The 21,936-nt window shown below is 57.9% G+C and carries 19 protein-coding genes and 1 tRNA gene; 11 read left to right on the forward strand and 9 right to left on the reverse strand.

The annotated features are described in order from the left end of the window. Positions 1 to 312 precede the first annotated feature (312 nt). Complete coding sequence (locus tag NHF56_RS01060; protein ID WP_252800776.1) at positions 313 to 2,037, forward strand: restriction endonuclease; 1,725 nt, start codon at positions 313 to 315, stop codon at positions 2,035 to 2,037. A gap of 142 nt (positions 2,038 to 2,179) precedes the next feature. Here the strand turns inward: NHF56_RS01060 and NHF56_RS01065 are convergent. Together NHF56_RS01065 and NHF56_RS01070 are read right to left on the reverse strand one after the other, a co-directional pair. Beyond that, a tRNA-Ala gene (locus NHF56_RS01065) sits at positions 2,180 to 2,255 on the reverse strand. Between the two features lie 130 nt (positions 2,256 to 2,385). After that, positions 2,386 to 2,784: a TIGR02300 family protein gene (locus NHF56_RS01070; RefSeq protein ID WP_252800778.1), complete on the reverse strand. Its 399-nt coding sequence runs from the start codon at positions 2,782 to 2,784 to the stop codon at positions 2,386 to 2,388. 280 nt (positions 2,785 to 3,064) lie between these two features. Here NHF56_RS01070 and obgE point away from each other — a divergent pair, with 280 nt between their 5' ends. The 10 genes from obgE (at position 3,065) to NHF56_RS01120 (ending at position 13,011) form a co-directional block, all read left to right on the forward strand. After that, positions 3,065 to 4,165, forward strand: a complete 1,101-nt coding sequence (gene obgE / locus NHF56_RS01075) for a GTPase ObgE (protein WP_252800780.1) — start codon at positions 3,065 to 3,067, stop codon at positions 4,163 to 4,165. Then, complete coding sequence (gene proB / locus NHF56_RS01080; protein ID WP_252800781.1) at positions 4,162 to 5,322, forward strand: glutamate 5-kinase; 1,161 nt, start codon at positions 4,162 to 4,164, stop codon at positions 5,320 to 5,322. Before obgE ends, proB begins: the two co-directional genes overlap by 4 nt. After that, complete coding sequence (locus NHF56_RS01085; RefSeq protein ID WP_252800783.1) at positions 5,315 to 6,601, forward strand: glutamate-5-semialdehyde dehydrogenase; 1,287 nt, start codon at positions 5,315 to 5,317, stop codon at positions 6,599 to 6,601. Before proB ends, NHF56_RS01085 begins: the two co-directional genes overlap by 8 nt. A gap of 44 nt (positions 6,602 to 6,645) precedes the next feature. Further along, complete coding sequence (locus tag NHF56_RS01090; RefSeq protein WP_254007622.1) at positions 6,646 to 7,236, forward strand: nicotinate-nucleotide adenylyltransferase; 591 nt, start codon at positions 6,646 to 6,648, stop codon at positions 7,234 to 7,236. A 111-nt stretch (positions 7,237 to 7,347) separates the two neighbouring features. After that, the gene (rsfS, locus tag NHF56_RS01095; protein WP_252800785.1) at positions 7,348 to 7,776 is read left to right on the forward strand and encodes a ribosome silencing factor; all 429 of its coding nucleotides are present in this window, start codon (positions 7,348 to 7,350) and stop codon (positions 7,774 to 7,776) included. A gap of 203 nt (positions 7,777 to 7,979) precedes the next feature. Next, positions 7,980 to 8,462 carry a 23S rRNA (pseudouridine(1915)-N(3))-methyltransferase RlmH gene (gene rlmH / locus NHF56_RS01100; RefSeq protein WP_252800788.1) on the forward strand — a complete coding sequence of 161 codons (483 nt, stop codon included), beginning with the start codon at positions 7,980 to 7,982 and terminating at the stop codon, positions 8,460 to 8,462. 63 nt (positions 8,463 to 8,525) lie between these two features. Further along, positions 8,526 to 9,875: a murein hydrolase activator EnvC gene (locus tag NHF56_RS01105; protein ID WP_252800791.1), complete on the forward strand. Its 1,350-nt coding sequence runs from the start codon at positions 8,526 to 8,528 to the stop codon at positions 9,873 to 9,875. Continuing rightward, positions 9,865 to 11,187 carry a S41 family peptidase gene (locus NHF56_RS01110; RefSeq protein ID WP_252800793.1) on the forward strand — a complete coding sequence of 441 codons (1,323 nt, stop codon included), beginning with the start codon at positions 9,865 to 9,867 and terminating at the stop codon, positions 11,185 to 11,187. Before NHF56_RS01105 ends, NHF56_RS01110 begins: the two co-directional genes overlap by 11 nt. A 101-nt stretch (positions 11,188 to 11,288) precedes the next feature. After that, entirely contained in the window at positions 11,289 to 12,467 is a 1,179-nt protein-coding gene (locus tag NHF56_RS01115) for a divergent polysaccharide deacetylase family protein (protein ID WP_252800795.1), read from the forward strand. Position 12,468: 1 nt separating this feature from the next. Then, positions 12,469 to 13,011: an RNA pyrophosphohydrolase gene (locus tag NHF56_RS01120; RefSeq protein WP_252800797.1), complete on the forward strand. Its 543-nt coding sequence runs from the start codon at positions 12,469 to 12,471 to the stop codon at positions 13,009 to 13,011. A gap of 196 nt (positions 13,012 to 13,207) precedes the next feature. On the opposite strand, the gene bfr is transcribed toward NHF56_RS01120, so the two are convergent. The 7 genes from bfr to NHF56_RS01155 form a co-directional block, all read right to left on the reverse strand. Continuing rightward, positions 13,208 to 13,693, reverse strand: coding sequence for a bacterioferritin (gene bfr, locus NHF56_RS01125; RefSeq protein ID WP_252800799.1), 486 nt, complete (start codon positions 13,691 to 13,693; stop codon positions 13,208 to 13,210). Positions 13,694 to 13,807: 114 nt separating this feature from the next. Further along, positions 13,808 to 14,128, reverse strand: a complete 321-nt coding sequence (locus tag NHF56_RS01130; protein WP_252800801.1) for a (2Fe-2S)-binding protein — start codon at positions 14,126 to 14,128, stop codon at positions 13,808 to 13,810. Positions 14,129 to 14,252: 124 nt separating this feature from the next. Further along, positions 14,253 to 15,557 (reverse strand): nicotinate phosphoribosyltransferase, encoded by a 1,305-nt coding sequence (pncB, locus tag NHF56_RS01135; protein ID WP_252800803.1) that lies wholly within the window; start codon positions 15,555 to 15,557, stop codon positions 14,253 to 14,255. Positions 15,558 to 15,635: 78 nt separating this feature from the next. Beyond that, positions 15,636 to 16,238 carry a bifunctional nicotinamidase/pyrazinamidase gene (pncA, locus tag NHF56_RS01140; RefSeq protein ID WP_252800805.1) on the reverse strand — a complete coding sequence of 201 codons (603 nt, stop codon included), beginning with the start codon at positions 16,236 to 16,238 and terminating at the stop codon, positions 15,636 to 15,638. A 76-nt stretch (positions 16,239 to 16,314) separates the two neighbouring features. Next, the gene (locus tag NHF56_RS01145; RefSeq protein WP_252800808.1) at positions 16,315 to 19,572 is read right to left on the reverse strand and encodes an error-prone DNA polymerase; all 3,258 of its coding nucleotides are present in this window, start codon (positions 19,570 to 19,572) and stop codon (positions 16,315 to 16,317) included. Continuing rightward, a complete protein-coding gene (locus NHF56_RS01150; RefSeq protein ID WP_256995398.1) occupies positions 19,572 to 21,077 on the reverse strand; it encodes a DNA polymerase Y family protein in 1,506 nt (501 codons plus the stop codon). The genes NHF56_RS01145 and NHF56_RS01150 overlap by 1 nt, the downstream gene beginning before the upstream one ends. After that, positions 21,013 to 21,906, reverse strand: a complete 894-nt coding sequence (locus NHF56_RS01155) for an ImuA family protein (protein WP_252800810.1) — start codon at positions 21,904 to 21,906, stop codon at positions 21,013 to 21,015. Before NHF56_RS01155 ends, NHF56_RS01150 begins: the two co-directional genes overlap by 65 nt. Positions 21,907 to 21,936: the final 30 nt, after the last annotated feature.

Below are 21,936 nucleotides of genomic sequence, written 5' to 3' on the forward strand. Positions count from 1 at the left end.
TAGACTGTCACAAGGGTTGCAAGAATTGCGTTAATGCAGGCGCAAAAAGTACAACTTCAAAACGTTGAATTTTGGGATTGGTTAAAATTTGGTGGAGTTGAGTTAATCGGCTAAAATTGCTGGTGAAGGCGTTCGGAGCGTCTGAAACGGAATTTCCGACTGCATCGACGTAACCCCACAATGCGAAAGGCTGCATCCGAGGCGCGGTTCAAAGTGGATTTATTATCTTATTCCATGCGACCTTGATGAGTATTTCAAGTTGAACAACCCACGGCAGCAATGCAAGATATAGGCTTGCTAGAGGGGGCTAACATGGAAGAAGTAGTGGTTCGTTCGGAAAACCTTCGGTCAATAACTGTCGGTCAACTTCAGGCGAAGTTCAGTGCTGATGGTACAAGGATACTCCGATACTATGTTGACTTCTGGCACAACGAGCTTGATCTCCACAAGGACCTAAGCGCTCCCGAAATCTATCTGCTTCAGGGCAAGGTCGATGCCTTGATGGCCGCGTGGGACAAAAAACTAGCAGATCATCGACGCAAGACCGCCGTGGTAGCTGGGAAAGACCAAGCCGACCAAATGACGATTGAGGCTGCCGCACGTATTGACGCGCTGTCCACAATTCTTGCCCATACGCTGGGGGTTGACGACCGCGTTGATTGGGAAAGTCTCAAGGACAAAAGCGGTTACCGGGATGATCCGACCTTCCGGGTGCCGAAACCTTTACGTGCCAGCCGTCCACAGCCGAACCACACTCCACCACAGATTACATTTTGGGATAAACTGTTTGGGCGGAAACAGCGTAAGTTGAAAGAGGCTCTAGCGAGCTATGAGTTGGTTTTGCAGGATTGGAGGGCCGAGGAGAAGATCGGGGAGGCAGCGTTCAATGGGAAGCTTGCCGCCTGGAACGCCCAAAAGCTGGAGTTTGAAGCCGACTTTGAGCGCCGAAAAACAGAGTTCCTTAGTAGGCAGGCGGAGCAGAACGGAAAGGTCGATGCGCTTGCTCTCGGGGTGGCACTCGGGGAGATGCAGTCTGTCGTTGAACATGCAACTCTAGTGCTTGAGAAGTCGGACTATGGTGATCTGTTCGAGAAGTCATTCGAGGTGGACTACGTGTCGGATGAGAAAACACTGCTCATCGAGTACACACTTCCCTCACCTGATCAGATGCCTATTCTCAAGTCTGCTAGGTTCATACCCTCTACAGGGGAAATCAAAGAGACCTATATCTCAGAAAGGGAGCAGAAGGCCAACTTCGATGCCACCTGCTATCAGATTTGCTTGCGTACCATTCACGAGGTCTTTGAAGCTGACGATCACCGCAACCTTCAAAAGGTCCTATTCAACGGCTTTGCAAAATACGTAGATCGGTCCACGGGACGTGATGTACGATCCTGCATCATGTCTGTTCTCGTTGACCGGGAGAAGTTCGAAGAGATCGATCTCAGCCGTGTGGACCCCAAGGCCTGTTTCAGGGCACTCAAGGGTGTGTCAGCCTCAACACTCTCGGCACTCGCTGCAATACCGCCTGTGATGGAGTTGAACAAGGAAGACCGCCGTTTTGTGGACAGCAAGGACAATGCGGCTAGCTTGACCGCGGAGACAAACCTTGCTGCGATGGATTGGGAAGACTTCGAACACCTTGTTCGTGAGCTGTTTGAAAAAGAGTTTGCATCGCGCGGGGGCGAAGTGCGGGTGACGCAAGCTAGCAGTGACGGTGGTGTGGATGCAGTCGCCTTCGATCCCGACCCGATAACGGGCGGCAAGATCGTAATACAAGCCAAGCGCTATACGCGAACGGTAGGTGTAACGGCCGTTCGGGACTTATACGGAACGATGCAACACGAGGGAGCATCTCGGGGAATTCTCATCACCACTGCTGACTACGGACCTGATGCCTACAGCTTTGCTTCAGGAAAACCCATCACGCTGTTCACAGGCTCCAACCTTCTGCACCTGCTGGAAAAGCACGGCTATCGCGCAAAGATCGATCTCAGGGAGGCGCGGAAAGAACTGAACCTGAGGGACCTTGGCTAGGTAAATACCAATTGAGATCCCACCGTTCATCCCACGCCTATATAAGTTCCAAAGCTGGGGGAGCTAGTTGGGCGCGCACCATCCCTTGGAGACAACCAAAAGCGAACGTTCACGTGAGTTCAAGGGTAATATGTAGTGGGCTTGGTGGAGCTAAGCGGGATCGAACCGCTGACCTCTTGCATGCCATGCAAGCGCTCTCCCAGCTGAGCTATAGCCCCATTCCAAGGTAACTCAAACGGGTTGGGGCCCGTTTGGTGGCGGCTTCTTACTTCTGCTTTTGGAAGAGATCAAGCCTTAATCGTGCTTGCCGGAAAAGAATTTTTCGCTTCCGGCAAGCGCTGATGAAAATCAGGTTTCGTCGTCGTCGCTGGCAACGGAGATGATGTCGCTCATGTCGTCGCCATCTTCATCGTCGTCTTCTTCCAGGAACGTATCGTCGTCGTCATCGCCGAGGTCGACATCATCGTCGCCGATATCGGGGATGTCTTCACCGCCGGTATCGTCATCGGAATCATCGTCTTCACTGTCGTTCATCGCCGTCATCGGGATTTCGGCTGCGTCTGCATCGACTTCAACAATATCGTCCTGCTCTTCTTCGTCCTCGACAGCTGCTGAGGTTTCCTCGAAGAAGGAGAGCGGGTAGCTCTTCTGGGTGTAGGGCGAAACGATCGGATCACGGTTGAGGTCGTAGAATTTACGACCCGTTTCCGGGCAGATGCGCTTTGTTCCAAGTTCAGGTTTTGCCACTGTCAAACCTCATTCATCGCCGCTTTTCGGCATGGGCCGCGGTTACGGCGTTTGTCTCAAGGATTATGGATTTCGGTCCCCATACTCATCTTGCCCCCGCCTGTCAAAGGCTAAGTGCAATGAAGTGTGTGTTCCATGGGATTTGCCGCTTGTAAAGGGCTTTTCCCCAAGCCTGCCGGGCCTTCTTGCGTGCAATTACCTTTGACGTGCGGCCTCAGCCCCTATAATGCAGGGCGCAAAGGCGCGCACATGTGCAACCCAATAATGGCAGGCGAATTTTATGAAGTTTCTTGACGAAGCCAAGGTCTATATCCGTTCAGGCGATGGTGGTGCGGGGTCAGTCTCGTTCCGGCGCGAGAAATATATCGAATTCGGCGGGCCGGATGGTGGTGACGGCGGACGTGGCGGCGATGTGTGGGTGGAAGCCGTCAACGGTTTGAACACGTTGATCGATTTCCGCTTTCAGCAGCATTTCAAGGCCAAGACCGGCATGCACGGCATGGGGCGCAACCGCACCGGCTCCAAGGGTGCTGACGTGACGCTGAAGGTTCCCGTCGGCACGCAGATTTTTGAGGAAGACGGCGAGACGCTGATTGTCGATATGGTGGAAGAAGGCCAGCGCTTTCGTCTGGCGGCTGGCGGTAATGGCGGTTTTGGCAATGCCTATTTCAAATCCTCCACCAACCAGGCGCCCAATTGGGCCAATCCGGGGCTTGAGGGCGAGGAAAAGACGATCTGGCTCCGGCTGAAGCTGATTGCCGATGCCGGGCTGGTGGGTCTGCCGAATGCGGGCAAATCGACATTTCTCGCTTCTGTCACGCGTGCGCGGCCAAAAATTGCCAATTATCCCTTCACCACGCTGCACCCCAATCTTGGTGTTGCCATCGTTGACGGGCGTGAGTTCATCATTGCCGATATTCCGGGGCTGATTGAAGGCGCGCATGACGGTGTGGGGCTTGGCGACCGGTTTCTGGGCCATGTGGAGCGCACGCGCGTTCTTCTTCATCTGGTCTCTGCCATGGAAGAGGATGTCGCCGGTGCCTACAAGACAATTGTGGGTGAGCTGGAGGCGTATGGCGGCGGGCTGATCGGCAAGCCGACGATCCTGGCGCTCTCGCAGGCTGATATTCTGGACGATGAAACGAAGCAGGAAAAGCTTGACGCCTTGCGCGACGTTTCGGGTGTGGAGCCGATGGTGATTTCGTCGGTGGCCGGCATTGGCATGACCGAGGTTCTGCGCGCATTGCGCAAGGTGATCGACGAGGCAAAGGCGCAGGACCCTGATATTCAGGCGGCAACGGCGGCGCGCGGTCATTCCGGGCGCAAGCCCAAGGATGAGCCGATGTGGGATGACGAAGACGGCTGGGACGACGAGGAATGAGCGGGACGCGCAAGCTGCCGAGCGACTGCCGGCGCATTGTCATCAAAATCGGTTCCGCTTTGCTGGTCGACCGCAAGGCCGGCCTGAAAAAGGCCTGGCTGGACGCCATGACCCGCGATATTGCAGCACTTCGCGCAAAGGGTGCGGAGGTTATGGTCGTGTCGTCAGGTGCCATTGCGCTCGGTCGCACGGTGCTGAAGTTGCCGGCCACGGGGCTGAAGCTGGAAGAAAGCCAGGGGGCCGCTGCCGTGGGCCAGATTGCGCTGGCGCGCGCCTGGTCGGAAAGCCTGTCGCAGCATGGGATTGTTGCCGGGCAGATCCTTTTGACGTTGGGCGATACCGAGCAGCGCCGCCAATATCTCAATGGCCGGGCCACCATCAACCAGCTTCTGAAGATGGGTGCTGTGCCGATCATCAATGAAAACGACACGGTTGCCACCAGCGAAATCCGTTATGGCGACAATGACCGGCTGGCCGCGCGCGTCGCCACCATGGCAGGCGCCGATCTTCTCGTTCTGCTGTCTGATATTGATGGTCTTTATACAGCGCCGCCACATCTTGATCCCAACGCCATGCTGATTGAGGAAATTGCCGCGATCACGCCTGAAATCGAGGCCATGGCTGGCGGAGCGGGGTCAGAATTGTCGCGTGGCGGCATGAAGACCAAAATCGATGCGGGCAAGATTGCCACGACATCCGGTTGCGCGATGATCATTGCATCCGGCAAGATGGACGCGCCGATTTCGGCCCTGGAAAATGGCGGTCGTCATTCGTGGTTTGCAGCCGCCACGGTGCCGGTGACGGCGCGCAAGACATGGATTGCCGGTCAGTTGCAGCCGGTCGGCAGAATTCGGGTGGATGCGGGGGCCGAAAAGGCGCTTCATTCCGGCAAAAGCCTTCTGCCTGCAGGTGTAAAGGACGTGTCGGGCGACTTTGCGCGCGGCGACACGGTTGCTATCGTTGATCTGGCGGGCCGGGAGATCGCGCGGGGGCTTTCTGCCTATGACGCCGAGGATGCACGGCTGATTGCCGGCAAGAAGACAGGTGAAATCGCCGAGATTTTGGGCTATGCAGGCCGTTCGGCGATGGTTCACCGCGATGATATGGCCATGACGGGTCACAAGGGTGACGAGACGAAGGACCGGGAAAATGCTTGATGGAACGAAGGATCAGGGCAGCGTCGATGCGATGATGCTCCAGCTTGGCCGCAATGCGCGGGCGGCTGCCGGTCCATTGGCGATTGCTTCCACCGAGCGCAAGAATACGGCACTTCTCGCCATGGCGGAGAATATTCTGGCCGCAACGGATACGATTTTGGCTGCCAATGCCATTGATCTTGAAAATGCGCGCGAGGCTGGCATGGCCGCCTCATTTGTCGACCGCCTGACGCTGACCAAAGACCGCATTGCATCCATGGCTGAAGGGATTCGCGAAATTGCAGCGCTCAAAGATCCCGTCGGCGATGTGATTGCTGAATGGGAGCGCCCCAACGGCCTGCAGATCAGCCGGGTGCGGACGCCGCTTGGCGTGATCGGCGTGATTTATGAAAGCCGCCCGAATGTGACGGCGGATGCCGGTGCGCTGTGCCTGAAGGCTGGCAATGCGGTGATCCTGCGCGGCGGTTCGGATTCGCTCAATTCATCGTCGGCCATTCATGCCTGCCTGGTGGAAGGCTTGAAAGCGGCCGGGTTGCCTGAACATGCCATTCAGATGGTGCCGACCACGGATCGTGCAGCTGTGGGCGCCATGCTGACCGGGCTGAATGGCGCGATTGATGTGATTGTGCCGCGTGGCGGCAAGAGCCTTGTGGGCCGTGTTCAGTCGGAAGCGCGGGTGCCGGTGTTTGCGCATCTGGAAGGCATTTGCCACGTTTATGTGGATGCATCGGCGGAGCTTGAAATGGCAAAGACGATTGTCGTCAACGCCAAGATGCGCCGGACCGGTATCTGCGGGTCGGCAGAAACGCTGCTGGTGGATCGTGCGGTGGCAGAAACGCATCTGAAGCCCATACTGGATGCTTTGAAAACGGCGGGTTGCGAAATCCGCGCCTCCGATGAGGTCATGAAATATGTCGCCGATCTGAAACCCGCGACGGAGGAAGACTGGTCGACCGAATATCTCGATGCGATCATTACCGTCGGTCTCGTCGATGGTATCGATGGCGCGATCAAACATATCGAGCACTATTCCTCACATCACACCGAAGCGGTGATTGCCGAGAACCCGGATGTCGTTGCGCGCTTCTTCAACGAGATCGATTCTGCCATCCTTCTGCACAATGCCTCGACCCAGTTTGCCGATGGCGGCGAGTTCGGCATGGGTGCAGAAATCGGTATCGCGACCGGCAAGATGCATGCGCGCGGGCCGGTGGGTGTGGAACAGCTGACCTCTTTCAAATATCTGGTGCGCGGCACCGGTCAAATCCGGCCGACCTGACATTGCTGGCGGACGAGGGGGACATCGGCCGCAAATACCTGACCATGCCGCCCACGGCGAGCGGCATGGCGATCGGGCTGTTTGGCGGTTCGTTCAATCCGCCGCATGAGGGGCATGCGCTGGTGGCCGAAATTGCGCTGAAGCGGCTCGGGCTGCAGCAGCTCTGGTGGATGGTGACGCCGGGCAATCCCTTGAAAAGCCGACGCGAACTGGCGCCGCTGTCTGAGCGCATTGCCGCCAGCGAAGCGATGATGCGCGATCCGCGCGTGAAGGTGACGGCGTTTGAGAAGACACTGGGCCAGAGCTACACTGCCCAGACACTTTCCTATATTCGTCAGCATAACCATGACTGCCGTTTCGTCTGGATCATGGGGGCGGACAATCTGGCGACTTTTCATCATTGGCAACATTGGTGCGAGATTGCCACGACCTTTCCGATCGCGGTGATCGACAGGCCGGGTTCGACGCTTGCCTATCTCTCGTCCAAGATGGCCAAGGTCTTCGACTATGCGCGGGTGGATGAAGACCGGGCGCAGGCGTTGCCCTTCATGAAAGCGCCGGCCTGGACCTTTATCCATGGTCCGCGATCCAGTCTCAGCTCGTCAGCCATCCGGCTTGCGCGGACAAAAGGTTGAGCGGAACCTCCAGACTATTTTCCGCAAAAACTCACTTCTTGAAACCGTCATCCATGAAGCGTATCTTTAAGGGCGCGGCGAGAGTCGCTTTTTGACGTGCTGTTACTCTTGATGAAAGGTAGACCTCTGACAACAGTACAATCCAAGGGAACTGTGCTTCACAGTATTCCCAAGAGCCAGGAACGTGGCGCTGATGCCGCTGCCCGCGCGCTCCAAACGATCCTTGGAAGTCTTGATGATTCCAAGGGCGAAGATATTGTCACCATCGACATCGCGAAAAAATCGGCGTTGGGAGATTACATGGTTGTTGTCTCCGGGCGATCGAACCGTCATGTCAGCGCGATTGCCGATCACCTGATCACCGACCTGAAGGCGGAGGGCTATGATGCACCGCGCGTGGAAGGTCTTGAGGCAGGCGATTGGGTGCTGATCGACGCAGGCGATGTTATCGTGCATGTGTTCCGCCCTGAAGTTCGGGAGTTTTACAACATCGAAAAGATGTGGGCTGCCCCCGATCTTGAAGAAGGAAGACTGCACTAAGACGCACGGACTTCATGGAGCTGCAAAGCCAGGGCTTCAGCTCCGTGGTTGATGCGTAACCTTATTGTTCAATTGGCGCCAATTGAACACGCTGTCTATTTTTGTGCCGTGTCGGGCAGCCTGCCGGTTTAGAGACAGATACTGATTTCCGCGAATGCTGACATTCTCGCGGCGGGTGGATTTGACCGGTTAAAGGGAAGGCTATGCGGATAGGGGTTTTTGCGGTCGGGCGGTTAAAGTCCGGGCCTGAAAAAGAACTGGCAGCACGCTATTTTGATCGCTTTTCCAAGGCCGGGCCACCCATCGGGCTGGAATTTTCGCGCGTTACCGAAGTCAATGAAAGCCGCGCCTCTTCTTCGGATACACGCAAGCGCGAAGAAGGGCAGATGCTGGAAAAGGCGCTGCCGGATGGTGCAGTTCTGCTGCTTCTGGACGAACGTGGCAAGGCGATGGGCTCGGAGGATTTTGCCAATCTACTCGGGCAATTCCGCGATCAGGGCCGACGCGAGTTGATGATTGCGATTGGCGGTGCAGACGGGCTTGATCAGAGCCTGCGGGAGCGGGCAGATGCGACGGTCTGTTTCGGCAAGATGACATGGCCGCACCAGTTGGTGCGCATTCTGATTGCCGAACAGCTTTACCGCGCAGTCACAATTCTGTCAGGTCATCCCTATCACCGCGCGTGAAACTTGGCTCTTTGGGGCAAATCAGGTTAGACTCTACAATTGGATGCGACAGAGCGGGCTTGAATGAAAACCGGCAGGCGTTTGCCATTTGTGCTGATGATGTTGGGTGCGACCCTCGCGCCCTCCGGTCTTGCGCGCCTGCATGCTGAAGAAACGGTTGTCGAAAAGCCAAAGCCAAACGATCCCGCAGCCGATCTGGAAGCACGCCGTAAAGCCACCGAAGAGGAGCTGAAGGCGCTTAGCGAAAGTATCGGTCTTTCCGATTCCAAGATTGGCGATTTGCAAAGCGAAATCGCCGAGCTGAACAATCGGGCGGCTGATATCCGGCAGGCGCTTGTTTCGTCTGCCGAGACACGCAATGCGCTGGAGACGAAGATCAGTCAGGGCGAGAAAAAGCTCACTGCGCTGCGCGAACAGGAAAGCGATATCCGCGCTTCTCTTTATGAGCGGCGCGGTCTGCTGGCCGAGGTCTTAGGCGCGCTGGAGCGGATGGGCCGCAACCCGCCGCCGGCCATCCTGGTCAAGCCTTCCGATGCGCTCGGCTCGGTCAGAAGCGCCATCCTGCTGGGGGCCGTGGTGCCGGGCATTCGTGAAGAGACGGAAACGCTTTATGCTGATCTTCAGCAGCTTTCAAAGACGCTTGCAGCGATTTCCAGCGAGCGCGAATCGCTGAAGCAGTTGATGGTGGCGCGGCTGGAAGAAGAAAAGCGGATGAGCCTGCTGCTGGAGGAAAACCGTCAGCAATCGGCGCTTTCCGCAAAGACGCTGGCCGAAGAGCAGAAACGGGCCGAGGCGCTGGCCGCCAAAGCCAGCAGCATGCAGGAGCTGATGGCGTCGCTGGAGGCGGAGATCGGTTCGGTGCGCGAGGCGGCACAGCAAAGCCGCGAAGCCGAGGCCGGTCCAAAAAATGATGCAACAGATCAAGGCACATTGCCCGATAAAAACCGCATTGCTCCTGCATTTGCGTTTTCAAGCTTGAAGGGACGACTTGCACTGCCGGTTCGCGGCGAGCTGGTTGCTGATGGCGAGGCTGAGCCAGGGCCACTTGGCGATGCACAGGGCGTGACGGTGATTGCCGATGCCGGTGCGCTGGTGACAGCGCCTGCGGATGGTTGGATCATCTATGCCGGTGCATTCAGAAGCTATGGTGAGACGATTATCCTCGATGTTGGCGAAAAATACCGTCTTGTGATGACGGGCATGGGCAATGTGAATGTGCGGCCGGGGCAATTTGTCGTGGCCGGCGAGCCAATCGGCGAAATGGGCGAGACACGAATTGCAAGTGCGGCTTCATTGTCGCTGGAAACTGACAGGCCAAGCCTTTACATTGAGCTTTGGCAAAACAACAAACCGACTGATTCCCGGGCGTGGTGGTCCGCTCAAAATTCTGGAAAGGCAAGTAATGATACGTAGGGTTTCACTTATGGCGATAGGTGCCGTGATGGGTGCGGCAGCTGTTAGCGGGCTTTATTCGATAAGCGATGCGGCGTCCGCGGCCAATGGTTCGACTTATCGTGACCTTTCGGTTTTCGGCGACGTTTTCGAGCGGGTGCGGGCGCAATATGTGACGCCGCCTGACGATACGAAGCTCATTGAAAGCGCGATCAGCGGCATGTTGACCTCGCTTGATCCCCATTCGAGCTACATGAACCCCAAGGAAGCTGAAGAAATGCGCACGCAGACGCGTGGCGAATTCGGCGGTCTGGGTATCGAAGTCACCATGGAAAACGACCTGGTGAAGGTTATCACGCCGATTGAAGATACGCCGGCTGCCAAGGCCGGGGTTCTGGCGGGCGATTACATCGCCAAGATTGACGGCAAGGATGTGCGCGGCATGACGCTGAGTGCAGCCGTGGACATGATGCGCGGCAAGGTTGGCGAGCCGATCGAGTTGGAACTCATTCGTGAAGGTGCCGATAAACCTATCGACCTGAAGATCGTTCGCGATATTATTGCGGTTCAGGCGGTTAAGTACCGTGTTGAAGGCGATGTCGGTTATCTGCGCATTATCCAGTTCACCGAAAAGACCTTTGCAGATCTGCAGAAGGGCATTGAAAAGATCCAGGCTGAGGTTCCCGACGACAAGCTGAAGGGCTTTGTGCTTGACCTGCGCCTGAACCCCGGCGGACTTCTTGATCAGGCGATCAACGTCTCCGACGCATTCCTGCAGCAGGGCGAAATCGTTTCGACCCGTGGCCGTGAAAAGGGCGATACGCGCCGTTTCGATGCGACGCCGGGTGACCTGGTCAACGGCAAGCCGGTGATCGTGCTGGTCAATGGCGGTTCGGCTTCGGCTTCGGAAATCGTTGCAGGCGCTCTGCAGGACCTGAAGCGTGCGACGGTTCTCGGCACACGCTCGTTCGGCAAGGGCTCGGTCCAGACGATCATTCCGCTTGGTGAAAACGGTGCACTGCGCCTGACAACGGCGCTTTATTACACGCCGTCCGGCACCTCCATTCAGGGTACGGGCATTACCCCGGATATCCGCGTTGAAGAGCCGGTTCCCGATGAGCTGAAGGGCAAGGTGGAAACCGGTGGTGAAGCCGGGCTTGCCGGCCACATCAAGGGCCAGGACGAAACCGATGCCGGTTCCGGTTCTGCCGCTTACGTGCCGCCGGATCCGAAGGACGACGTTCAGCTGAACTACGCTCTGGACCTGCTGCGCGGCAACAAGACCGATCCGAGCTTCCCGCCGGATCCGACCAAGATTGCTCACGACAATTGATCGCATGATCTGAACGCCCGCCCTCTTGACCAGGGCGGGCGTTTGCCTTCCAGGGGCTGGGGCGGAAGAGAGAACTTGACGGGGACGGGAAACCGCGGAACGTGTCTACGGATTTGAATGCGCCGCTTGGCAAGGACCGCAAGCGCAAGGTAAAGGTCGGTTCTTCTTCGGGTCGCTATTTCAGCGGCGGCGTGACGGGTGTGTTTGCCGCTCTGGTGATCGGTCTTTCAATCTATCCCTACATCCAGCCTGACAAACTGCCCCCCGCAGTGTTGTCAGATGCGACTGCCGCATCTGATGATGCTTCTTCGCAAGCTGAAAAAACGAAACTGCCAGGTATTGCCACCAGCGGACGCCAGGATGGGGCAAATGTTGAGCGGCAGGTGATGGACGATGGTTCCGTTGTCACAAAGTTCAGTCCGCGCGGGCGCGAGAGCAGCGGGCCGCTGATCATTCAAGCCCAAACCACGCAGGACCCGCGTCTGGCCGGTCTGCCCAATGACGACCTGATTGAAGAGACACCGGAAGGCAAGTTGCCGATTGTGGGGCCCGACGGGTTGCGCCCGTTCGACTATTACGCCCGGCCCTGGTCCGGTGCGCGGGGAACCCGTATCGCCATCGTGGTGGCCGGGCTCGGTATCAGCCAGACGGGAACGATGCGGGCCATTGAAGAATTGCCCGAACAGATCACGCTTGCCTTTGCGGCCAATGGAAATTCGCTGTCGCGCTGGGCACCCGAAGCGCGGCGCAACGGCCACGAAATTCTGCTGCAGGTGCCGATGGAGCCCTTCAACTATCCGCAGAACGATCCCGGGCGCGGAACGCTGGTGAGCAGCAAATCGGCTGCCACCAATATCGCCAATCTGCATGCCGCCATGGGCCGAATGACGGGCTACACGGGTATCATGAACTATCTCGGTGGGCGTTTTCTCGCTGCCGGCGATGCACTTCAGCCGGTGATGCAGGATATCGGCGAGCGCGGCCTGATGTTTTTCGATGATGGAACGAGCGTGCAATCGCTGAGCGGCGATTATGCCAAGGCCTATGACATGCCGCACGCCTTTGCCGATCTGGTGCTGGACGAACAGGTGGATACCGAAGCCATTTTGAAAAAGCTTGATGAACTGGAACGGATCGCCTACCGGAAGGGGACGGCAATCGGCGTTGCTTCGGGCTTTGATGAGAGCCTGTCAGCAATCGCCGAATGGGCGCAAGAGGCCGGCGGCCACGGGATTGAAATTGTTGGTGTCTCCGCGCTGGCGGATAATGCGGGAAGGTGAGATGGGAAAGAAGGACAAGAAGGACGCGAAAGATAAAATCGCACCGAGACCGCAGGACTTGCCGTATCGCCCTTGTGTTGGTGTTATGGTGCTGAACGCGCAAGGCCTTGTGTGGGCGGGCCGGCGCATCGCCATCGGCAATTCGGAATATGACGGCTCGCCGCAATTGTGGCAGATGCCGCAAGGCGGTATCGACAAGGGCGAAGACCCGCGGGAGGCCGCCTATCGCGAGCTTTACGAAGAAACCGGCATGAAGAGCGTTTCCCTGCTGGAAGAAGCGCCGGAATGGTTCAATTACGACCTTCCACAACATCTGATCGGTATCGGCTTGAAGGGAAAATATCGAGGCCAGACGCAACGCTGGTTTGCCTTCCGTTTTGAGGGCGATGAAAGCGAGATCCAGATCAATCCTCCACCCGGTGGCCACACGGCTGAGTTTGACCAGTGGGACTGGCTGCCGATGCAAGAACTGCCGGACCTGATCGTGCCGTTTAAACGGCCTGTCTATGAGCAGGTGGTCAATGCCTTCCGGCATCTTGGGTAAATAAAAAACGGGGCCTAGACTGTTTCAGTTTTTGACCGAAACAGTCTACATTTTTTTCGCTCACGCCAATTGCGCTTTGCGCAATGCTCCACGGGGGCGGCGCATTAGCGCCGGGCCACGCTTGTGGCCCTGAGCGCTTCAGTTAAAAGCTGAACCGCTCTATTCGGCCCCGTTTCGCTTTAATCTGTTTCGTGCCTTATTCGGCTTCGTCGGCAGAGGCGGCATTGAGAAGGCCGTAACGCTCTTCGCCGATCTTGGAGAGAAGTTCGAGCTGGGTTTCGAGAAAGTCGATATGGCCTTCCTCATCCGACAGCAGGGCTTCAAAGAGCTGCATGGTGACGTAATCACCTTCTTCATAACAGATTTCGCGCGATTTTTTGTAGGACGTGCGGGCGTCGTATTCGCCGGCAAGATCGGCTTCCAGCACTTCCTTCACGTTTTGCCCGATGCGCAGCGGTGCCACGGTCTGCAGGTTGGGATGACCTTCGAGAAAGATGATGCGCTCGACCAATTTGTCGGCATGCTGCATCTCTTCGATGGATTCGGCACGCTCTTTCTTGGCCAGCTTGGCATATCCCCAATCTTCCAGCAGCCGGTAATGCAGCCAATACTGGTTTACTGCGCCAAGTTCGAGAAACAGCGCCTCGTTCAGACGTTCTATAACCTTTGCGCTACCCTTCACGGTGTTTCCTTTCCAAATTTCCCTATAATATAAGAGCGGCAGGCAATCGCCCGCACATTCACGTGTTCTCACTCTAAAGAAGAGTCAGCAAGTCGCAACTAGGTTATTGGATATTCAAGCAACTTTTGGCCGAGCAGTGCGGATGGCGGCCATCTTGTTTTTCTGCTCGTCATGGAAATTGCGCAGGCGCTGCATGAAATCGCAAACGCGTTCGTCTTCTCGCGAAGCGTTGCGGTGGTAGTCTTCGGTGGTCTGGATGATGATATCGACAACGTTGGGGAAACAGCCGCAGCAACGACCGCGCTTTTCCATCGCACGGTAAACCTTGCCTGGAACGATCAACTGCCAACAGTCTTCATTGAGCATATCAATGATGACATCGCGAATTTCGCGGTCAGTGATGAAGTTGCAGCTGCAGACGAGCATGACGGGCATCCGAAAACTTGATATTTCTCATCCGATTTATGCTAAACCGGACTTCCAGTGTCAAGATAGTTTTCGTGTTCGTCTCATTGGTTTTCGCTAGAAGTGATGTGTTCAGATGACGCAGCCAGGGTGCCTAAACCTTCAGCATTTGCTCGACAAAATCCTGCGTTCCGAAAAAGCGCTTGTAACGTTCCACTTCCGCGGGTTCGCCGGTCGCCTTGCGCGGATTGTCGGAGAGTTTGACGGCAGGCCTGTCGTTGACGGTTGAAACCTTGCAGACGATGGAAATCGGCAAGAGGCCCGGAATTTCGCGCGGTGCACAGCCGTCAAAGTCGTTGGTCAGGTTGGTGCCCCAGCCGAAGCTCATGCGCACGCGGCCTTCGAAGTGGCGGTAGGTCTTGATGATGGTTTCCACATCAAGGCCATCGGAGAAGATCAATAGTTTTTCGCGCGGATCGCGGCCTTTTTCCTTCCACCAGGCGATGATGCGCTCGCCGCCTTCAATGGGCGGAGCGCTGTCGGGGCGAAAGCCGGTCCAGTTGGCCACCCAGTCCGGCGCATTGCGCAGGAATGCGGATGTGCCATAGGCGTCGGGCAGCACGATCAGCAGATTGCCGTCGTAGAGCTGATGCCAATCCTGGAGCACGCGATAGGGTGCGGCCGCCAGCTCTTCATCGGTGTTGGAGAGAGCGGCAGCGACCATTGGAAGTTCATGGGCATTGGTGCCGAGCGCTTCGAGGTCCGTATCCATGGCCAGCAGCACGTTGGATGTGCCGGAAAAGGCCGGGCCGATGCCTTCCTTCAAGGCTTCCACGCACCAGCGCTGCCAGAGAAAGGAGTGGCGGCGGCGGGTGCCGAAATCGGAGATCCGAAGGCCCGGATATTGCTTCAGCGCCTCGACCTTGTCCCACATCTTGGCTTTTGCGCGGGCATAGAGAACGTCAAGCTCAAACCGGCCCATGCCTTTCATGGCTGATCGCGAACGCAGCTCGTTGATGATTGCAAGGGCTGGAATTTCCCACATGGTGGTTTCCCGCCATAAACCATGAAACCGCAGTTCATATTGGCCGTCGCGCTTTTCCAGCTCATATTCGGGAAGCTGAAAATTGGACAGCCATTCGAGAAATTCCGGCATGAAAATCTGCCGGCGGCCATAAAATGTGTTGCCTGCGAGCCAGATCATTTCCTTTTTGGTCAGCCGCAGGGTGCGGGCGTGGTCAAGCTGCGCGCGCAGTTCGCCTTCATCAATCGCATCGGACAGGCGGACACTCTTGGTGCGGTTGATGAGCGAAAATTCAGCCCGCACATCGCTATATTGATGCCAGATCATCTGCAGCATCAGAAGCTTGTAGAAATCCGTGTCCAGGAGGCTGCGGACAATCGGGTCGAGCTTCCAGGCGTGGTTGTAAACGCGTCGTGCTATATCGGTTTGAGCCACACTTTCCTCCTGGGACAGCTCATGAAAATGGTTCCTGGCACTTCAAGGCGTGTGCCGTGCAAAGGTTCGGAACCCTGCTCAGGCGATGGTGATGCCGGCCTCTTTCATGCCGGCAATCATGGTGGCGACAGAGCCGCCGAGATCGATACCACGGCTGGCTTCAAGTTTTACGGTGACTGCGAGGCCGAGTTTGGCGGCATCAAGTGCGGAATAGGCAACGCAATAGTCTGTTGCAAGGCCGCATAGTGTCACATCGGAAATACTGCGTTCCTTCAGATAACCGCCGAGCCCGGTTGGAGTCTTGTGGTCGTTTTCGAAGAAGGCGGAATAGCTGTCGATGGCGGTGCGGAAGCCCTTGCGGATGATGAGCTCCGGTTTTGTCAGGTTCAGTGCGGGGTGAAATTCTGCCCCCTTGGTTCCCTGAATGCAGTGATCCGGCCACAGCGTTTGCGCGCCATAGGGCATGTCAATCACGTCAAACGGGCTTTTGCCAGCATGCGAAGAGGCAAAGCTGGAATGGCAGGCGGGATGCCAATCCTGTGTCAGCACGACATGGGCGAAGTCTTCCATGAGCGCGTTGACGGCCGGTAGAATCTCATCGCCGCCCGACACTGCAAGGGCACCGCCGGGGCAGAAATCATTCTGGACATCGATAACGATGAGGGCGCGTTCGCCTGCCATGGGGGTCTCCCGCATTTTCCAATCGTTTGGTTTACTTAAAGGTCAATCACAAAGTTTCGCCAAGTACAAGGCTGGCTCAGTGAAAATTCCGCCCCTTGGGCATGAGGTTTGCGGGAACGCCTTCATTGCGGTTTTTGCCGGCGGCGATGGCGGGTGGGGCCATTGCACTGGCTTTCTCTTCCAGCCGGGCAAGCGTGCCGGATATGTTTTCAATATGTTCGGCCACAACATGCGTGACGCCTTGCGCACTTTGCAGCTTGCCGCGAATGCGCACCAGTCGGGCGCTCATGACCTCCGTTCGGTATTTTTCAAAGATGTCTTTCCAGACGATGACATTGACGACGCCGGTTTCATCTTCCAGCGTCATGAAGATAACGCCCTTTGCCGTGCCCGGCCGCTGGCGCACCAGCACGAGGCCGGCAACCGTGAGGCGCTGGCCATTGCGCAGGTTTTGCAGCGCCCGCGAGGCGACAATGCCGCGTGCTGTAAAATCAGAGCGCAGAAAGGAAACCGGGTGGGCCTTCAAGGACAGTGAGAGATAGCGATAATCCTGCAAAACATGTTCGCCAACGGGCATGACGGGCAGTTGAATGGTGGGTTCGGGTTGGAAATCGGGTATTTCGGTCAACGATTTCTGCGTGGCTTCAAAAAGGGGCATGGATTCAGCCGCCGACTTTTTATCGAGCGCACGAGCCTCCCAAAGCGCCTGACGCCGGTCGAGGCCGATGGAGCGGAAACAATCGGCATCGGCAAGGCGCTCGATGACGGCGCGGGTGAGGCCTGAGCGCAGCCAGAGTTCGCGCACGGATTTATAGCCTCCGCTACGGGCTGCCGTGAGGCGGTTCATGTCGTCCTCTTTCAGGCCTTTGATCTGGTGAAAGCCGAGACGCACGGCATGACGGGTGGCGATGGTTTTGGCCATTTCGCGATGACGCGGCTCCATGCGGGCTGGGTTGAAGGCATTTTTCTCCAATGTGGAACCCCAAAAGGAAAGATTGATATCGGGTGCACGCACCTCGACACCATGTTCGCGGGCATCGCGCACAAGCTGGGCCGGGGCATAAAAGCCCATGGGCTGGGAATTCAAAAGGGCTGTACAAAAGACATCGGGGTAGGTGGCCTTCAGCCATGCGGAGATATAGACCAGCAGCGCAAAAGAGGCGGCGTGGCTTTCGGGAAAGCCATAATCACCGAAACCTTCGATCTGTTTGAAACAGCGCTCGGCGAAGTCTTCCGTGTAGCCGTTCCGGACCATGCCTGCGATGAAATCGGTGCGGAAATTGCCGATCGTGCCGGTGCGGCGGAAGGTGGCCATGGCGCGGCGCAGCTTGTCGGCCTTGGCGGGCGAAAAGCCGGCAGCGACAATGGCGATCTGCATGGCCTGTTCCTGAAAGAGCGGCACGCCCAGGGTGCGGGAAAGAACGGATTCCAGCGCCTTGCTCGGATAATCGACCTTTTCAAGCCCCTGGCGGCGCTTGAGGTAAGGGTGGACCATGCCGCCCTGAATGGGGCCGGGACGGACAATGGCGACTTCGATGACGAGATCATAAAATTCTTTCGGTTTCAGGCGCGGCAGCATGCTCATCTGGGCGCGGCTTTCCACCTGGAACGTGCCGATCGTGTCGGCGCGTGTGATCATGTCATAGACATATTTCTGCTCCTTGGGGACGTCTGGGATGGTCATCGGCAGATCGTAATGATCGGCCAGAAGCTGGAAGGATTTGGCGATTGCGGTGAGCATGCCGAGTGCCAGAACGTCGATCTTGAGGATTTTCAGCGCGTCGAGATCATCCTTGTCCCATTCCACCATGGTGCGGCCTTCCATGGCGGTGGGCATGATGGGGACGATTTCATCGAGCCTGTCATGGGTGATGACGAAGCCGCCGGAATGCTGGGTGAGATGGCGAGGAAACCCCATGAGGGTGGAGGCATTGTCGAGCACCATGCGGGTCGTCGGATCGCTCGTATCGAGCCCGGCGGCCCTGGCCTCCTTTTCAGTGAGTGCGGAAGACGACCAGCCCCAGATGGAGGCGGACATGGCGGCCTGCACATCCTCCGACAGGCCCATGGCCTTGGCGGTTTCACGCCCTGCCGAACGGGCGCGATAGGTGGTGACCGCAGCTGCCAACCCCGCCCGGGCATGGCCGTAATGGTCGTAGATATATTGAATGACCTCCTCGCGGCGTTCATGCTCGAAATCGACATCAATGTCGGGCGGCTCGTCGCGCTCAGGGGAAACAAAGCGTTCGAAAAGCAATTCGGACAAAGCCGGGTCGACCTCGGTAATGCGCAGGCAGAAGCAGACGGTTGAATTGGCTGCCGAACCACGGCCCTGGCAGAGAATGCCTTTAGAGCGGGCAAATTCCATGATGTGGCGGACGGTGAGGAAATAGGGTTCGTAATGCAGCCGTTCGATGAGCGCGAGTTCGTGGACAATCTGGTTTGATACTTTTTCGGGGACGCCATTCGGATAACGCCATGCCGCCCCCTCATAGGTCAGGCGCTTGAGTGTCTGGGTGGGTGTTTCGCCATCCTTGCTTTCGTCGGGATATTGATACTGCAGTTCATCAAGCGAAAATTTCAGTTGGCTGATGAAGGTGGAAACTGTCTCGATTGCCTGCGGATGGTCGCGGAAAATATGGGCGATATCCTGCCGACCTTTCAGGTGGCGCTCGGCATTGGCGGCAAGCAGGAGGCCTGCATTGGCAACGGTGACGTGATGGCGGATGGCGGCCACGATGTCGCTGAGCGGGCGGCGGCTGACATCGTGATAGAGCGGCTCATTGGTGGCGATGAGGGGGATGCCCATATTGGCGCCGACGACGGAAAGCCAGCCGAAATTCAGCCGGTCATTGCCATCATAGCGCGGTGAAAGGCCGAGATAGACGCGGCCCGGCGCGCGGGCTTTGAGGCGGGATAAAAGTGCCTCCAGTGCCTGATTGTCCTGATCGGCTGGCGGCAGAATGGTGAAGAGCATATCGTTTGCCCATTCCATGAGATCTGCTTCATAGAGTTCGCAGGTTCCCTTTTCGGCCCGCAGATTGCCCTGGCTCAAAAGGCGGCAGAGATGCGCCCAGCCCTTGCGGTTGACGGGATAAGCCAGCATGTCGGGTGTCTCGTCAGAAAAGACGAGGCGGCTGCCGGGGTGGAATTTCAAGCCTGCCACCTTGGCGGCCTGATGGGCGCGCACGACACCGGCGACCGTATTGCGGTCGGCAAGACCGATGGCTGCAAGGCCGAGCTTGCTGGCGGTCTCAACCATGTCTTCTGGATCGGAGGCACCCTGCAGGAAAGAGAAATTGCTGCGCGCGCCGATTTCGGCAAAGGCGGACATCAGGCGAAAACCCCATGCATGAACCAGCGCGGCGGCAGCGGCGTGCGGCCATAAAGCCCTTCACGATAGAGCCAGAAGCGATGACCTTTTTCATCCTCGATGCGGAAATAGTCGCGCGGCGGGGTGTCGGTGCCGTCGATCCACCATTCGGCCTCGATACGCTCCGGCCCTTCGGCGCGGCGCACACGATGTTGCGCCCGGCGCCAGCGGAAGGTGATTGGCGGGCCTTCCGGCACTTCGGCCATGGCCTCCACGGGTTCGGGATATTGAAAAAGCCGCACCGGGCGGATGAGGGCGGGCAGGGTGGCTGCTGCGGGGGGCGTCGCACCGGAAAACGGGGCAAGGCGGGAGGCGCGCTCGGGAATATGGCTTTCATGCATGGCGGGAACATGGATCAGCGCTTCGCCCAGGCGGGCTTCCACCCGGGCGGCGAAATCGGCAATCGGCAGATCCGGCTTGCCGTGCTGCATGAAATCGCGCTGGCGGGCATTGAAGGGGGCTGTCAGGCCTGCCGAAAGGCGGATCATTTCAAAGCCGAATCCGGCCTCAAGATCATCGTGAAGACCGGCGAGGCGCTCGCGGAAGAGGCGGGCAATGCGGGCGGGCTCCTTCAGCGGGTCGGCACTTTTGACATTGAGGCGGGCAACATGGCCGTCGACACGAAAGAGTGCCAGTTCAAACATCTGCCCGCCGAGGCCATGGGCGTCGAAGCTTTTTTCGAGCGTGGCGGCCAGCTGTCCCGCCAGCGCGAGAATATCGTCTTCGCCGGTGATGGGCTCGGGGATCTGACGCTCGGCAGAAAAACGGGCAACGGGCAGGCGCGGTGAAATAGTTTCCTCTTCGATGCCCAAAGCCTGATCGAGACGCCTGAGGACATGGCTGCCGAAGCGGCGGGCAAGTGGCGCGCGTGGCGCGCCGATCAGATGGCCTGCGATTTTGAGGCCGGAGCGGGAGAGGGCGGCGAGCGTTTCCTCTTCCAGCCGCAATGCGGACAGGGGAAGGGGTGTAAGCGCTTCGGCCTCATGGCCGGTTTCAACGATTTTCTGCTGGCCGCTATGGGCGAGCGCGAAGGAGAGGCCGGGGCTTGATGAAATGGAGGCGCGGGTGTCGAGCCCCATATGAAAAAGGCGGCTCAGGATATCGCGCAGCATGGCGTGCTCGCCGCCGAAAAGATGCGTGCAGCCGGTGATGTCGAGAAACAGGCTGTCATTGCCGTGGGTCGCAACCAGCGGCGTGTAGCGGCCGCACCAGTCGGCAAGGCCGTTCAAAAAAGCGCGGTCGGCATTGGGGGTCGCTTCGATGACCTCCGTTTCGGGGATACAGGCGCGCGCCTCGGTCACGCCTTGTCCGAGTTTCAGACCTGCGGCTTCGGCGGCCTCATCCATGGCGCAAAGCCGCATGGCGTTTTGCACGCGGGCGGAAAAGACCACCGGCGGATGGTCAGGACGCCCGCTCAAACGCCACGATGGACCCCACCGTTTGCGCGCGATCCGGTCGCTCGGCAGATGCGGAAAGAGGAGTGCGAGAAAGCGCTGGTTCGAGCGCGCGAGAAGGCCGGGCTGTGCGGGCGAGGGAAAACTGGCGTTCATGGGCGTTCCACTCCAGTAAGACGGTGAGGGGGGCGGGATTGCGACTTTTTTCAATGGTGACGGCAAAGCGCGGACGGCCGATGGTGCCGCTCATCGGCACCCCATCGGGGCGCAGACGTTCGGCAGCGGCGGCTGGTTCAATACGCAGGCGGGTGTGAGCGCTGGAGGCCTCTTCTTCGCCCGCCTGGCGCAACAGGAAAAGCGGCATGCGGCTTGCGCGGGCGCGCAAATGCAGCCGCCTGCTTTCGGCCAGTCCGAAGCGGGCCGGATTGCCGCGGATTTCCAGAATGACGGCGGCAAAGGCGGAGACTTCGAGTGCGGTTTCGCAAATCCAGAGCGCATCTTCCATCTTGCGCGGGGTGGCATAGATCAGGTTTGCCGGCTCAAAACCAAGGTTCAATAGTCCGGCTGCGTGCGGATAACCCGCTTCGCGGCCGGTGATGGCCTCGCCGATCCAGAGGACCAGACCGGGCATGTCGCGCCTTTCCAGTGCCAATGTGGAAAGGGCAAGCGCAAAACCGGATGCGGCACCACAATCGGTGGTAAAGGGTGCGCGCAGCTCGTTCAGCCCGGAGAGCATCAGGCCGCCGGACAGTGCCTCATCGAAAGCCTCGACGCCCAGCGGCAGGCGCGGGTTTTCACCCCTCGCTTCCAAAGTCTCCGTGTGGCTCTGACCCGCTTCGATGCGGGCTATGGTCTGGCGAAGAGCGCAAAGCGTCCCCTTCGCCAAGGCAGGCTGTGCCATGACGTTGCCCTCATAAATGTTCCTGTTATG

The sequence above is a fragment of the Rhizobium sp. L1K21 genome (assembly GCF_024055895.1).
Classification (GTDB): Bacteria; Pseudomonadota; Alphaproteobacteria; order Rhizobiales; family Rhizobiaceae; genus Ensifer_A.